The sequence below is a fragment of the Streptomyces sp. NPDC054849 genome, from assembly GCF_053610945.1.
In genome coordinates, this window is sequence record NZ_JBSGZI010000034.1 from 21,224 (window position 1) to 34,959 (window position 13,736).

Below are 13,736 nucleotides of genomic sequence, written 5' to 3' on the forward strand. Positions count from 1 at the left end.
CCAGGGGCGGGCCGTAGGGTCGGGGCATGAGTGACGCTCAGGATTCCGAAGCGGTCGTGCGGCAATGGCGGGAGGCCGCGGCGCGGGGGGATCTCGTCCTGCTGGACGGGTTCCACGCGCTGAAGCACGCCCTGCGCTTCGGGGCCGACGTGCGGATGGTCGTCGCCGAGGACCCCGCCGCCGTACGGGCCCTGGCCGCCGAGCTGGCTTCGGACGTCGGGGCCGACGTGGCCCGGCTGGTGCGGCGGGCCACGCTCAAGGAGATCCTGCCCCGCGTGCATCCCACCGGCGTCGCGGCGCTCGCCGTACGGCCCGACCGGGCGGCGGGTGTCGCCGGGCTGGGGCGGATGCCCAGGTCCGCGCCCGTCGTCGTGCTCGACAATCCCCGCAACCTCGGCAACGTCGGAGCCGTCGTCCGCCTCGCCGCCGGCTTCGGTGCCACCGGCGTGGTCACCCGGGGCGACCTCGACCCCTGGCACCCGAACGTGGTCCGGGCCGGTGCCGGGCTGCACTACGCCACCACCGTCGAGCGCCTCGCCCTGGACGAGCTGCCGCCCGGGCCGCTGTACGCGCTCGACCCGGACGGCGAGGACATCCGCGCCCTCACCCTCCCGGACGACGCCCTGCTCGCCTTCGGCTCGGAACGCCACGGGATCTCACCGGAGCTGCGGGCCCGTGCCGACCACTTGGTCGCCCTGCCGATGCGCCCGCAGGTCTCCAGCTACAACCTCGCCACCAGCGTGGCCATGACCCTGTTCCACTGGGGCGGCCCGGCCCAGTAGCGCCGCGGCCGTACCGAGTGCGGCCGCCAGCAGGATCGCGGCGGACGCGCCCAGCGTGGCCCCGTCCGGGTGGATCAGCGACTGGCCCCGCAGGGCCTGCCAGGTCAGCAGGGCGAGCACGGCCGCGTACACCCCACCGGCCACGAAGACCAGCCGTACCCGCACCCGCTCGTCGCGCAGCCGGGCGAAGCGCGGCGCCAGCGCGGCGAGGACGAGCACGAGGAGCGGGAGCAGCTGCAGGGCGTGCATTCCGAAGAAGTGCGGGATGCGCAGGTCTCCGCCGGTGGTGGACCAGCCGGTCAGGAACATTCCGGGGCCGCCGTCGGGCACTGCGACGCTGTGCCCGCCGTTTTCCAGGCCCTCGAGACCGGCCGCGTCCAGGCGCTGCTGCTCGGCGGTGGGCAGGGTCATCAGGACGGCGAGTGCGGCGCCGGTCAGCGCGAGGACCGTGGAGATCCGGATCGACCAGGCCGTGGCCCGGTCGGCGGTCCGGGCGCGCCAGAGCAGGGCCGCGACGACGAGCGTGCCGAGCCACAGCACGACCACGGTGTTGCCCATGAGGGCGTAGACCTGGGCGTCGAAGGCCGTCGCGTTGTTGAAGTGGCTGCGCACCCCGCGGACCACCTGCAGGGTGATCAGCAGCATTTCCCCGGCGCTGGCGGCGACCACGACCGTGCCGGCCCACCAGGCGGTCCGGCGCAGCCGCGGCCGGGCCGCGCCCAGCAGCGAGATCATCCAGGCCAGGCTGAGGCAGTAGGCGACGAACGAGATCGAGAACTTGAACGGCTTGGCCCAGATCGGCGCCCCCGTCAGCACGCGGTCGTCGACCAGGAGCCCGACCGCGGAGCCGAGCGCCCACACGGCCATCGCCAGGGCGAACACCACCAGCGGGCGGTGCCATGTACGCCAGGAGGACCTCATCATTCATACCCCCGTAATGAATGGATAGCGACACTCTCCGCTATCTGATAGCGCCACTATCTATGATGGGGGTGGACAGGGCAAGAGGAATCGGGTGAACGCACGTGCGCATCGGAGAGTTGAGCCGGCGGACCGGGGTGCCGGTACCGACGATCAAGTACTACGTACGGGAGGGTCTGCTGCCGCCGGGGGAGCTGACCAGTCCCAACCAGGCCAGCTACGGGGACGTGCACGAGCGTCGGCTGCGGCTGGTGCGCGCACTGCTGGAGGTCGGCGGACTGTCGGTGGCGGCCATCGGCGAGGTGCTGGGGGCCATCGACGACAAGGAGCAACCGGTGCACAAACTGCTGGGTGCGGCCGCCCGGAGCCTGGTGCCCGAATTCGGCGACGGCCGCGGCGACGGCGGCGGCGCACCTGACGCGGAGACCGTGCTGGCCCGGGAGCGCGTGGCGCGGCTGATCGAGGAGCGCGGCTGGCGGGTCGAACGCGGGAGCAAGGCCGCCGAGGCGCTGGTGTCCGCGCTCGCCTCGCTCGCGCGGGTGGGGCACGGCGGCTTCGTGGACGTGCTCGACGACTACGTGGAGGCGGCCGAGCGCGTGGGCCGCGCGGACCTGGACTACACCGCCCGCAGGGTGGCCCGTGAGGACCTCGTGGAGGCGGTGGTCGTCGGCACGGTGCTGGGCGACGCGGTCTTCGCCGCCCTGCGCAGGATGGCCCAGGTGGACGCCTCCGCCCGCACCTTCGGAGAGGAGACGTCCACGGCCTGATCAGGTGGACCGCTTACGCCTGGCGGCGGACCTCCACCACGCGGAAGCGGTTTGCGACGAAGGCTCCGTCGCACAGTGCCGCGTTGGCCGCAGGGTTGCCGCCCGAGCCGTGGAAGTCCGAGAACGCCGCGGTCTGGTTGACGTAGACCCCGCCGGTCAGGTTCAGGGAGAGCTGCGCGGACTCCTCCAGGCAGACCTCCTCGATCGCCCGCTCGGTGTCCGCCGACGTCGTGTACGCGCCCACCGTCATGGCGCCCTTCTCCCGCACCGTGCGGCGCAGCAGGTCGAGGGCGTCGGCGGTGGTGTCCACGGCCACCGCGAAGGCGACCGGGCCGAAGCACTCCGAGAGGTAGGGCGCGTCCGGGTCCGGCTTGGCCGCGTCCAGCTTGACCAGGACGGGGGTGCGGACCACCGCGTCCGGGAATTCGGGGTTCACGACCTCCCGGGAGGCCAGCGCGACCTCGCCCAGTCCGGCCGCCGCCTCCAGACGGGCCTTGACGTCCGGGTTGACCAGCGCGCCGAGCAGCGCGTTGGCCCGGGCGTCGTCGCCCAGCAGGCCGCCGACCGAGGCGGCGAGGTCGGCGACGACCTCGTCGTACGTCCTGTGGCCGGCGTCCGTCGCGATGCCGTCGCGCGGGATCAGCAGGTTCTGCGGGGTGGTGCACATCTGGCCGCTGTAGAGGGACAGGGAGAACGCGAGGTTCGCCAGCATGCCCTTGTAGTTGTCGGTGGAGTCGACGACCACGGTGTTGACGCCGGCCTTCTCCGTGTAGACCTGCGCCTGGCGGGCGTGGGTCTCCAGCCAGTCCCCGAACTCCGTGGACCCGGTGTAGTCGATCAGCTTGATCTCGGGGCGGACCGCGAGGTCCTTGGCGATGCCCTCGCCCGGGCGCTCGACGGCGAGCGCCACCAGGTTCGGGTCGAAGCCCGCCTCGGCGATGACCTCCCGGGCGACCTGGACGGTCAGCGCGAGCGGCAGCACGGCCCGGGGGTGCGGCTTGACCAGCACCGCGTTGCCGGTGGCGAGGGAGGCGAACAGGCCGGGGTAGCCGTTCCACGTCGGGAAGGTGTTGCAGCCGATCATGAGGGCGACGCCGCGCGGCACCGCGGTGAAGCGCTTGCCGAGCTGCAGCGGGTCCTTCTTGCCCTGCGGCTTCGACCAGTCGGCCTGGCCGGGGACCCGGGTCTGCTCCTCGTACGCGTAGGCCACGGCCTCCAGGCCGCGGTCCTGTGCGTGCGGGCCGCCCGCCTGGAACGCCATCATGAAGGCCTGGCCGCTGGTGTGCATGACCGCGTGCGCGAACTCGTGGGTCCGGGCGGAGATGCGGGCCAGGATCTCGATACAGACCAGGGCGCGCGCCTCGGGCCCCGCGTCACGCCAGGCACCCATGCCGGCCTTCATCGCGGGGAGCAGCACGTCCGGGTCCACATGCGGGTACTCGACGCCCAGCTCCAAGCCGTACGGGGACACCTCGGCGCCCGTCCAGCCGTCGGTGCCGGGCTGCCCCAGGTCCAGCCGCGTGCCGCGGACGGCCTCGAAGGCGGCGAGCCCGTCGGCCGGGGCGGTCTCGCCGTACGCCTTGGGGTGTTCGGGATGCGGCGACCAGTAGGCGCGGCTGCGGATCGCCGACAAGGCCTGGTCCAGGGTGGGCCGGTGCTTGGCGGACAGCTGGGGGACGGTGAGCTCGGCGGCCATCAGGGACCAACTCCTCGTTGAGCCGGGCGAAGAAGAGCAGACTGGAGTTAGAGTAACCGAACGATCGGTCGGGACAAGAGGGCCCGGCGGACCTGTGGATAAGTCGGTGCGGGAGGATCAGGACATGACAGCAATCGAGCGGTCTCGCACTGTGGCGGTCGTCGGCGCGGGCACCATGGGCCAGGGCATCGCCCAGGTCGTCCTTCTCGCAGGTCACCGCGTGCTGATCTACGACATCAATGCCGCTCTCGCCGCCGACGGCGTCGGTTTCGTGCAGGACCGCGTCGAGCGGATGGCCGCCAAGGGCCGCCTCGATCACGCCGAGGCCGAGGACGCGATCGGCAGGATCGGTGCCGCGGGCGACCTCGCGGACCTCGCCGGTGCCGGGCTGGTCATCGAGGCGGTGGTCGAGAACGTCACCGTGAAGCAGAGCCTCTTCGCCGCGCTCGAAGAGGTGGTGGCGCCGGACGCGCTGCTGGCCACCAACACCTCCTCCCTCTCCGTCACCGAGCTCGCCGCCGGGCTCGCTCACCCCGGCCGCTTCCTCGGCCTGCACTTCTTCAACCCGGCCCCGCTGCTCCCGCTCGTCGAGGTGGTCAGCGGTTCCGCGACCGACCCGGCCGCCGCCGAGCGCGCGTACCGCACCGTCCTCGGCTGGGGGAAGACGCCGGTCCGCTGCGCCGACACCCCCGGTTTCATCGTCAACCGGATCGCCCGCCCCTTCTACGCCGAGGCCTTCGCGGTGTACGAGGAGCAGGGCGCCGACCCGGCCACCATCGACGCCGTGCTCCGCGAGAGCGGCGGCTTCAAGATGGGCCCGTTCCAGCTGACCGACCTGATCGGCCAGGACGTCAACGAAGCCGTGACCCGCTCCGTGTGGGAGTCCTTCTTCCGCAGCCCCAAGTTCACCCCCTCCCTCGCGCAGCGCCGGCTGGTCCAGTCGGGCCGCCTCGGCCGCAAGTCGGGGCACGGCTGGTTCCCGTACGGCCCGCAGGCCGCCGCCGCGCAGCCGCACACCGCGGGACCCGAGGAGGCCCCGGCCAAGGTCACCGTCGTCGGCGACCTCGGACCCGCGGCGGAGCTGGCCGACCTGCTGGAGGAGGCCGGGATCGCGGTCACGGCCACCGAGCACGGGGGCCCGTACATCCAGCTGCCCGGCGAGGGCCAGCTGGTCCTCGCGGACGGGAAGACCTCCGTCGAGTTCGCGGACGTCGTGTACTTCGACCTCGCGCTCGACTACCGCGGCGCCACCCGGATCGCGCTCTCGGCCAGCGACGACACCAGCGAGCGGACCCTCGCCGAGGCGATCGGCCTGTTCCAGAAGCTGGGCAAGCAGGTCTCCGTCATCGGCGACGTCCCCGGCATGATCGTCGCCCGGACCGTCGCGATGCTGATCGACCTCACGGCCGACGCCGTCGCCCGCAAAGTAGCCTCCGCCGAGGACATCGACACGGCCATGCGGCTCGGCGTCAACTACCCGGTGGGACCGGCCGAGTGGCACGACCGGCTCGGCCGGGACTGGGCCTACGACCTCCTGCACCACCTCGACGAGCGCTGCCCCGGAGGCCGGTACGCGCCCTCGCTGGCCCTGTTCAAGCTGGGCTACGCCGCCGGTGACGACGAGGGGGACCGGTGACCACGGCCAAACGGGACACGTACACCCCCGAAACGCTGCTGTCCGTCGCCGTCCAGGTCTTCAACGAGCGTGGCTACGACGGCACCTCGATGGAGCACCTCTCCAAGGCCGCGGGCATCTCGAAGTCCTCGATCTACCACCACGTCGCGGGCAAGGAGGAACTGCTGCGGCGGGCCGTCAGCCGCGCCCTCGACGAGCTCTTCGCGGTGCTGGAGGAACCGGGCGCGGTACGGGGCCGTGCGGTCGAGCGCGTCGAGTACGTCACGCGCCGCACGGTCGAGGTGCTGGTCTCCGAGCTGCCGTACGTGACGCTGCTGCTGCGCGTGCGCGGCAACACCCGGACCGAGCGCTGGGCCCTGGAGCGCCGCCGCGAGTTCGACCACCAGGTCGCCGACCTGCTGGGGGCGGCCGCGGCGGACGGCGACCTCCGGGCGGACGTGGACATCCGGCTGGCCACCCGTCTGCTCTTCGGCATGGTGAACTCCCTGGTCGAGTGGTACCGCCCGCATTCGGGCACCGGCGCCGACCAGCTCGCGGACGCGGTCGTCCACATGGCCTTCGACGGCCTGCGCACGGCCCGCTGAGGCTCCGGGGGGACCCCTCCGGCCACGGTCGGAGGGGCTCTGTACGCTGATCAGGATTTCCGTCCTGAGCGCGTTCAAAAAGTCGCTTTTGCAAAGAAAATGGGGGGCCGGTGCGCAACCGCCGTCTCGTAATCTCCGCTGCCGCCATGGTCGCGGCAGGTGTTGGCCTCATCCCGGGCGTGGCCCAGGCCGATCCGGCCAAGCCCGACGCGCACGGTATGACCAAGCCCGACCTGGACCTGGGCCTCGGCAAGGCGTCCAAGTCCAAGGAGCACACCTTCACCAGCCCCGCGGACCGCACGGTCCGCAAGGCGCTGGCCTCCGCCAAGACCGGCGCCGCCGCCGCGCAGACGCAGTCCATCGCAGCCAACCAGGATCTCGCGATCGGCCTGACCGTCTACGGCACCACGGCGCACTCCGTGGAGCTGGACACGTCCTTCACGAGCGTGGACGCCACGCTCGACGTCACCATCGACTGGGGCGACGGGAAGACGGAGACGGTCACCAGGAAGGTGGAGAACGCCCTCCCCGAAACCACCGTCCTGACCTCGCCGCACACCTACGCCGAGGTCGGCTCCTACACGGCCAAGGTCACCGTGAAGGACGTCGCGAACAACGTGACGGCCACCAACACGATCGCGCTCGTCACCCCGGGCTCGGACTTCACCCCGTACGCCCCGACCCGTCTCCTGGACACCCGGAACGGGACCGGCGCGGCGCAGGGCATGGTCCAGCCGTACAGCTCGACCCGCGTGAAGGTCGGCGGCAACGGCGGGATACCGGCCGGGGTCACCGCCGTGGTCCTCAACGTCACCGTCACCGACACCAACAGTGACGGCCACATCATCGCCTTCCCCGAGGGCACCGAGCGTCCGACCACGTCGAACGTCAACTTCAAGGCCCGTCAGACCGTCCCGAACCTGGTCATCGTGCCGGTCGGCAAGAACGGCTACGTCGAGCTGGCCAACCGCAGCTCGATGCCGGTCAACCTGATCGCGGACGTCACCGGCTACTTCAGCCACACCGCCTCCAGCGGCTACACCCCGGTCACCCCGTCCCGCTTCGTCGACACACGCGAGGGCCTCGGCACCGTCCAGGGCCAGCTCGGCGGACGGAAGACCTTCTCCACGCAGATCAGCGGCCTGCGCGGCGTGCCCCAGGGCATCAGCGCCGTGGCGCTCAACGTGACGGTCACCAGCCCGAGGGAGGCCGGCCACCTGTCGGTCTTCCCGGGCGGGGCGCAGACCCCGACCGCGTCCAACCTGAACTTCTCCGCCGGTCAGACGATCGCCAACTCGGTGATCGTGCCCGTCGGTTTGGACGGCAAGATCAGCGTCTTCAACGGTGCGTGGGCGGGCACCGACGTCATCGTCGACGTCGTCGGCTTCTACAGCGCCGACAGCAAGGGCGCCTTCCTGCCGCTGTCGCCGGAGCGTCTGCTCGACACCCGTGACCCCGCGAGCTGGGACGGGGGCCCGCTGGGCCCTCGCAGCTACATCTACATGCCGCTCTCCTACGACGACCCCGGCATCTCGGGTTTCGTGATGAACGCCACGGTGACCAACACCAGGGGCGACGGTTTCCTCACGGTCACCCCGGACCCGAACTCGATGGACGACTACATCAACGAGGCCGAACACTGGCCGACGCCGCCCAACTCCTCGAACCTGAACTGGACGAAGGGCGCCACCGTCCCGAACCTCGTCCAGGCGAGCACCGGGTCCACCGGCATCGTCGACTTCTGGAACCAGGGCTGGGAAGACACCGACCTGATCGTCGACATCTTCGGCTACTACGACACCAAGTGATCCACCGGTAGCACCGCAGGGGCACACAGCCGACGCCCCGGGGACGGCCCGTACAGGCCGTTCCCGGGGCGCTGTCGTACCCGGACGGCCCCGGCCGCCACCGCCCCTGGTGGCCGCCTACTCCTCGGCGATGGCCGGGGCGCCGGCCGGGCCCGGGCCGGCGTCCTGCAGGTCCGTCTCCTCGAAGACCAGCAGGGTGCGTGTCGAGAGGACCTCCGGGATGGCCTGGAGGCGCGTCAGGACCAGTTCACGCAGGGTCCGGTTGTCCGGGGTGTGCACCAGGAGCAGCACGTCGAAATCTCCGCTGACCAGGGCGATGTGGGCGGCGCCCGGGAGTTCGCGGAGCTGCTCGCGGACCGTGCGCCAGGAATTCTGGACGATCTTCAGGGTGATGTAGGCGGATGCGCCCTGGCCTGCGCGTTCGTGGTTGACGCGAGCCGTGAAGCCGCGGATCACCCCGTCGTCGATGAGCCGGTTGATGCGGGCGTAGGCGTTAGCCCGTGAGACGTGCACCTGCTCCGCCACCGATCGTATCGACGCGCGGCCGTCCGCCTGGAGCAGCCGCATGATCGACCGGTCGATCGGGTCCAGGGGGCGCGGCGCCGCGGGAGGGACTCCGGAGGCGCCGGGGGCGCCCCCCGGCGGTACCGGTAGGGAACCCGCTCCGGCCATTTGTTCATCCGGCATTGCCCGATGCCTCCCTCTCCTGGACGTCCTGCATCCATCCCAGGGCCCCGGCGCCAGTTTGTCCACAGCCTGGAGCCGCCTGTAGCCAAATTGCGCAGACAACCGAACAATCGGTAGGTGAGGGGCCTCACATCCGGGGCACCCCCTGCCCGCTTCCCACGAGGAGGTGTACGCCGCCATGACGGTCCAAGAGCTGCCCGGTGCCGGTGCGTCCCACCGTCCCACCCCGCCGCCCGCCTGGAGGCCCCGTACGGACGCCGCCCCGCTGCTCCCGGACGCCGAGCCCTACCGGGTCCTCGGCACCGAGGCGGCCGACCGGCTCGACCCCGCGCTGATGCGCCGGTGCTACGCCGAGCTGGTGCGCGGTCGCCGCTACAACGCCCAGGCCACCGCGCTGACCAAGCAGGGCCGGCTCGCCGTCTACCCCTCCACCGTCGGCCAGGAGGCCTGCGAGATCGCGGCCGCCCTGGTCCTGGAGGACCGGGACTGGCTCTTCCCGAGCTATCGCGACACCCTGGCGGCCGTGGCGCGCGGACTGGACCCCGTACAGGCGCTGACCCTGCTGCGCGGCGACTGGCACACCGGATACGACCCGCGTGAGCACCGCATAGCCCCGCTGAGCACCCCGCTCGCCACCCAGCTGCCGCACGCGGTGGGCCTGGCGCACGCGGCCAGGCTGCGCGGCGACGACGTCGTCGCCCTCGCCATGGTCGGCGACGGCGGCACCAGCGAGGGCGACTTCCACGAGGCGCTGAACTTCGCCGCCGTCTGGCAGGCCCCGGTGGTCTTCCTCGTGCAGAACAACGGCTTCGCGATCTCCGTCCCGCTCGCCAAGCAGACCGCGGCCCCGACGCTGGCCCACAAGGGCGTCGGCTACGGGATGCCCGGCCGGCTGGTCGACGGCAACGACATCGCCGCGATGCACGAGGTGCTGGCCGAGGCGGTGCGGCGGGCCCGGGCCGGCGGCGGGCCGACCCTGATCGAGGCCGTCACGTACCGCATGGAGGCCCACACGAACGCCGACGACGCGACCCGCTACCGCGGCGACGCCGAGGTCGAGGCCTGGAAGGCGCACGACCCGATCGATCTGCTCGAGCGCGAGCTGACCGCGCGCGGGATCATCGACGAGGCGGGCATCCAGGCGGCGCGCGACGAGGCCGAGGTGATGGCGGCGTCGCTCCGCGAGGGGATGAACGCGGATCCGGTGGTGGACCCGATGGACCTGTTCGCGCACGTGTACGCGGAGCAGACCGACCGGCTGCGGGAGCAGGCGGCCATGCTGCGCGCAGAGCTGGAAGCCGAGGACCAGGCGTGACGACGGTGGCGGCGAAGTCCGCGAAGTCGGGGGTCAAGCCCTCGACGATGGCGCAGGCCCTGACCCGGGCCATGCGCGACGCGATGGCCGAGGACCCGACGGTCCACGTCATGGGCGAGGACGTGGGCACGCTCGGCGGGGTCTTCCGGATCACGGACGGGCTCGCGAAGGAGTTCGGCGAGGAGCGCTGCACGGACACCCCGCTCGCCGAGGCGGGAATCCTGGGCGCGGCGGTCGGCATGGCCATGTACGGGCTGCGGCCGGTGGTCGAGATGCAGTTCGACGCCTTCGCGTACCCGGCCTTCGAGCAGCTCATCTCGCACGTGGCCAAGATGCGCAACCGCACCCGCGGTGCGATGCCGCTGCCGATCACCATCCGGGTGCCGTACGGCGGCGGGATCGGCGGCGTGGAGCACCACTGCGACTCCTCCGAGGCGTACTACGTGGCGACCCCCGGTCTGCACGTGGTGACCCCGGCGACGGTCGAGGACGCGTACGGGCTGCTGCGCGCGTCCATCGCCAGCGACGACCCGGTGATCTTCCTGGAGCCGAAGCGGCTCTACTGGTCGAAGGCCGACTGGTCGCCCGAGGCGCCGACGGCCGTCCCGGCCATCGGGAAGGCGCTGGTCCGGCGGACGGGCGCGAGCGCGACGCTGATCACCTACGGGCCCTCGCTGCCGGTGTGCCTGGAGGCGGCCGAGGCGGCGCGCGAGGAGGGCTGGGAGCTGGAGGTCGTCGACCTGCGCTCGCTCGTCCCCTTCGACGAGGACACGGTCATGGAGTCCGTACGCCGTACGGGGCGCGCGGTGGTCGTCCACGAGGCGAACGGCTTCGGCGGACCGGGTGCGGAGATCGCCGCTCGCATCATGGAGCGGTGCTTCCACCACCTGGAGGCGCCGGTGCTGCGGGTGACGGGCTTCGACATCCCGTATCCGCCGCCGATGCTGGAGAAGCACCACCTGCCGGGAGTGGACCGGATCCTGGACGCCGTGGCCCGCCTGCAGTGGGAGAACTGATGCCGCAGGTAATGGAATTCAAGCTCCCCGACCTCGGGGAGGGCCTGACCGAGGCCGAGATCGTCCGCTGGCTGGTGGCCGTGGGCGACGTCGTCGCCATCGACCAGCCGGTGGTCGAGGTCGAGACGGCCAAGGCGATGGTGGAGGTTCCGTGCCCCTACGGCGGGGTGGTCACCGCCCGCTTCGGGGAGGAGGGCACGGAACTCCCGGTCGGGGCGCCGCTGATCACCGTGGCGGTGGGCGCGCAGACGCTCCCGGAGGCCCCGGCGGACGAAGCCGAGGGCTCCGGCAACTCGCCCCGGCCCCTGATCGGTTACGGCACGGACCACTCCCGCCCGGCGCGTCGGCGACGGGTGCGACCCGTCACCGCCGAGGTCTCGTCGCCGGCCGTCGCTCCGGCCGCGGCGCCCGTCGCTCCGGCCGCGGCGCCCGTCGCTCCGGCCGCGGCGCCTGTCGCGTCCGTCGCGGCCGTCCCGGCCGGGCCGGTGCCCGTGATCTCGCCGCTGGTGCGCAAACTGGCGCGGGACGGCGGGGTCGACCTGCGCGCGCTGCACGGGTCCGGACCCGAAGGCCTGATCCTGCGGGCGGACGTCGAGGCGGCGCTGGCCGCGCTGCGGGCCCCCGAGCCGGCTCCCGTCGCGGCTGCGCCCGTGGCGGCGCAGGGCGAGCGGATCCCGCTCAAGGGTGTGCGCGGGGCGGTCGCCGAGAAGCTGTCGCGCAGCCGCCGGGAGATCCCGGACGCCACCTGCTGGGTCGATGCCGACGCCACCGAGCTGATGGCCGCCCGCGCCGCGATGAACGCCGCGGGCGGACCCAAGATCTCGGTGCTCGCGCTGCTGGCACGGATCTGCACGGCCGCGCTGACCCGGTACCCGGAGCTCAACTCCACCGTGGACCTCGCGGCCAAGGAGATCGTCCGGCTCCCGTCGGTGCACCTGGGCTTCGCCGCGCAGACCGAACGGGGCCTGGTGGTCCCGGTGGTCCGGGACGCGCAGAACCGCAACCCCGAGTCGCTGTCGGCGGAGTTCGCCCGGCTGACCGAGCTGGCCCGCGCCGGGAAGCTGGCCCCGTCCGACCTGACGGGCGGCACCTTCACCCTGAACAACTACGGGGTGTTCGGGGTCGACGGCTCCACGCCGATCATCAATCACCCCGAGGCGGCGATGCTCGGGGTCGGCCGGATCATCGCGAAGCCGTGGGTGCACCAGGGCGAGCTGGCGGTGCGGCAGGTCGTGCAGCTGTCGCTGACGTTCGACCACCGGGTCTGCGACGGCGGCACGGCGGGCGGCTTCCTGCGCTACGTCGCCGACTGCGTCGAGTCCCCGGCCGTCCTGCTGCGCAGCCTGTAGCCGCGCAGCGCGGGGCGGATACGGCGTCGCCGCCGTGGCCGCCCCGCGCCCCAGGCCCCAAACATCGGCAAAGTCGGATCGGGGCTGGATTTTCAGCCCGTCCGGCGTTCGAAGACCCGGGTCCGGGCAGAGGCCGGGAAACGGTGAAGGGGCGAGGCGGGGAGAGGGCTCCGCACTGCGGGGCGCGCCCGGGCTCAGACCGTGAGCAGGAGTTTGCCCACGTGGGCGCTCGACTCCATGACCCGGTGCGCCTCGGCCGCCTCCCGCATCGGGAACGACGCGTGCACCACCGGACGGACCCGCCCCGCGGCCACCAGCGGCCACACGTGCTCCCGTACGGCCGCGACGATGGCCGCCTTCTCCTCCAGCGGGCGGGCCCGCAGGGAGGTGGCGGTGATCGCCGCCCGCTTGGCCAGCAGCGCCCCGAGGTTCAGCTCGGCCTTGACGCCGCCCTGGAGCCCGATCACGGCGAGGCGGCCGTTCACGGCCAGCGCGTCCACGTTCCGGGCCAGGTACTTCGCGCCCATGATGTCCAGGATCACGTCCGCCCCGGCACCGCCCGTCGCCGCCCGCAGCTCCTTCACGAAGTCCTGCTCGCGGTAGTCGATGAGGATGTCCGCGCCCAGCTCCTTGCAGCGCGCCAGCTTCTCCGGGCCGCCGGCCGTCACGGCGACCGTCGCGCCCACCGCCTTCGCCAGCTGGATCGCCATCGTCCCGATCCCGCTGGACCCGCCGTGCACCAGCAGAGTCTCGCCCGGGCGCAGTCCGGCCACCATGAACACGTTGGACCACACCGTCGTGACGACCTCGGGCAGCGCGGCGGCCGTCAGCAGGTCCACGCCCGCCGGGACCGGCAGCAGCTGGCCCGCCGGAGCGGCCACCCGCTGCGCGTACCCGCCGCCGGCCAGCAGGGCGCACACCTCGTCCCCGACCGACCAGCCGGACACTCCCGGCCCGACCGCCGCGATCCGCCCGGAACACTCCAGGCCCGGATACCGCGAGGCGCCGGGCGGCGGGTCGTAGAACCCCTGCCGCTGGAGGACGTCGGCGCGGTTCACGGCGCTCGCCGCGACCTCGACGAGGACCTCGCCCTCGCCCGGCACCGGATCGGGTACGTCGGTCCAGACGAGGGCCTCGGGGGCGCCGGGCTGCTCGATGGTGATCGCATGCATGGC

General features: G+C 72.4%; 11 protein-coding genes and 1 pseudogene. 8 read left to right on the forward strand and 4 right to left on the reverse strand.

All coding sequences use genetic code 11. The features are described from left to right. The first annotated feature begins 26 nt into the window (after positions 1-26). The gene (locus ACWGIF_RS17335; RefSeq protein WP_453497758.1) at positions 27-782 is read left to right on the forward strand and encodes a TrmH family RNA methyltransferase; all 756 of its coding nucleotides are present in this window, start codon (positions 27-29) and stop codon (positions 780-782) included. Here ACWGIF_RS17335 and ACWGIF_RS17340 read toward each other — a convergent pair. Then, positions 762-1,706, reverse strand: a pseudogene (locus ACWGIF_RS17340) (hypothetical protein); the annotation flags it as partial. The gene ACWGIF_RS17335 and the pseudogene ACWGIF_RS17340 sit on opposite strands and share 21 nt — an antisense overlap. A 101-nt stretch (positions 1,707-1,807) precedes the next feature. Here ACWGIF_RS17340 and ACWGIF_RS17345 point away from each other — a divergent pair. After that, positions 1,808-2,470: a MerR family transcriptional regulator gene (locus ACWGIF_RS17345; RefSeq protein ID WP_453497761.1), complete on the forward strand. Its 663-nt coding sequence runs from the start codon at positions 1,808-1,810 to the stop codon at positions 2,468-2,470. Between the two features lie 13 nt (positions 2,471-2,483). Here the strand turns inward: ACWGIF_RS17345 and paaN are convergent, their stop codons facing one another. After that, a complete protein-coding gene (gene paaN, locus ACWGIF_RS17350) occupies positions 2,484-4,166 on the reverse strand; it encodes a phenylacetic acid degradation protein PaaN (protein WP_453497764.1) in 1,683 nt (560 codons plus the stop codon). A 124-nt stretch (positions 4,167-4,290) separates the two neighbouring features. Here paaN and ACWGIF_RS17355 point away from each other — a divergent pair, with 124 nt between their 5' ends. The 3 genes from ACWGIF_RS17355 (at position 4,291) to ACWGIF_RS17365 (ending at position 8,194) form a co-directional block, all read left to right on the forward strand. After that, on the forward strand, positions 4,291-5,802 hold the full coding sequence (locus ACWGIF_RS17355; protein ID WP_453497767.1) for a 3-hydroxyacyl-CoA dehydrogenase: 1,512 nt from the start codon (positions 4,291-4,293) through the stop codon (positions 5,800-5,802). Further along, complete coding sequence (locus tag ACWGIF_RS17360; RefSeq protein ID WP_453497770.1) at positions 5,799-6,386, forward strand: TetR/AcrR family transcriptional regulator; 588 nt, start codon at positions 5,799-5,801, stop codon at positions 6,384-6,386. Before ACWGIF_RS17355 ends, ACWGIF_RS17360 begins: the two co-directional genes overlap by 4 nt. A 146-nt stretch (positions 6,387-6,532) precedes the next feature. Continuing rightward, the gene (locus tag ACWGIF_RS17365; RefSeq protein WP_453497773.1) at positions 6,533-8,194 is read left to right on the forward strand and encodes a hypothetical protein; all 1,662 of its coding nucleotides are present in this window, start codon (positions 6,533-6,535) and stop codon (positions 8,192-8,194) included. A 117-nt stretch (positions 8,195-8,311) separates the two neighbouring features. Here the strand turns inward: ACWGIF_RS17365 and ACWGIF_RS17370 are convergent, their stop codons facing one another. Further along, positions 8,312-8,881 carry an Lrp/AsnC family transcriptional regulator gene (locus ACWGIF_RS17370; protein ID WP_453497776.1) on the reverse strand — a complete coding sequence of 190 codons (570 nt, stop codon included), beginning with the start codon at positions 8,879-8,881 and terminating at the stop codon, positions 8,312-8,314. A 178-nt stretch (positions 8,882-9,059) separates the two neighbouring features. On the opposite strand from ACWGIF_RS17370, the gene pdhA reads away from it, so the two are divergent. Genes pdhA through ACWGIF_RS17385 form a run of 3 tightly spaced genes read left to right on the forward strand, consistent with a single transcriptional unit; the run spans position 9,060 to position 12,561 of the window. Next, on the forward strand, positions 9,060-10,196 hold the full coding sequence (pdhA, locus tag ACWGIF_RS17375) for a pyruvate dehydrogenase (acetyl-transferring) E1 component subunit alpha (protein WP_453497778.1): 1,137 nt from the start codon (positions 9,060-9,062) through the stop codon (positions 10,194-10,196). 47 nt (positions 10,197-10,243) lie between these two features. Continuing rightward, entirely contained in the window at positions 10,244-11,212 is a 969-nt protein-coding gene (locus ACWGIF_RS17380) for an alpha-ketoacid dehydrogenase subunit beta (protein WP_453497892.1), read from the forward strand. Then, positions 11,212-12,561: a dihydrolipoamide acetyltransferase family protein gene (locus ACWGIF_RS17385; protein WP_453497781.1), complete on the forward strand. Its 1,350-nt coding sequence runs from the start codon at positions 11,212-11,214 to the stop codon at positions 12,559-12,561. The genes ACWGIF_RS17380 and ACWGIF_RS17385 overlap by 1 nt, the downstream gene beginning before the upstream one ends. 194 nt (positions 12,562-12,755) lie before the next feature. On the opposite strand, the gene ACWGIF_RS17390 is transcribed toward ACWGIF_RS17385, so the two are convergent. Continuing rightward, entirely contained in the window at positions 12,756-13,733 is a 978-nt protein-coding gene (locus ACWGIF_RS17390; protein ID WP_453497784.1) for an NAD(P)H-quinone oxidoreductase, read from the reverse strand. Between the last annotated feature and the right edge of the window lie 3 nt (positions 13,734-13,736).

Excerpts from the sequence above, each read along its gene's own strand:
- ACWGIF_RS17335 (WP_453497758.1), top strand. The coding sequence starts at position 27 with ATGAGTGACGCTCAGGATTCCGAAGCGGTCGTGCGGCAATGGCGGGAG.
- paaN (WP_453497764.1), bottom strand. The coding sequence starts at position 4,166 with ATGGCCGCCGAGCTCACCGTCCCCCAGCTGTCCGCCAAGCACCGGCCC.
- ACWGIF_RS17355 (WP_453497767.1), top strand. The coding sequence starts at position 4,291 with ATGACAGCAATCGAGCGGTCTCGCACTGTGGCGGTCGTCGGCGCGGGC.
- ACWGIF_RS17365 (WP_453497773.1), top strand. The coding sequence starts at position 6,533 with ATGGTCGCGGCAGGTGTTGGCCTCATCCCGGGCGTGGCCCAGGCCGAT.
- ACWGIF_RS17370 (WP_453497776.1), bottom strand. The coding sequence starts at position 8,881 with ATGCCGGATGAACAAATGGCCGGAGCGGGTTCCCTACCGGTACCGCCG.
- pdhA (WP_453497778.1), top strand. The coding sequence starts at position 9,060 with ATGACGGTCCAAGAGCTGCCCGGTGCCGGTGCGTCCCACCGTCCCACC.
- ACWGIF_RS17380 (WP_453497892.1), top strand. The coding sequence starts at position 10,244 with ATGGCGCAGGCCCTGACCCGGGCCATGCGCGACGCGATGGCCGAGGAC.
- ACWGIF_RS17385 (WP_453497781.1), top strand. The coding sequence starts at position 11,212 with ATGCCGCAGGTAATGGAATTCAAGCTCCCCGACCTCGGGGAGGGCCTG.
- ACWGIF_RS17390 (WP_453497784.1), bottom strand. The coding sequence starts at position 13,733 with ATGCATGCGATCACCATCGAGCAGCCCGGCGCCCCCGAGGCCCTCGTC.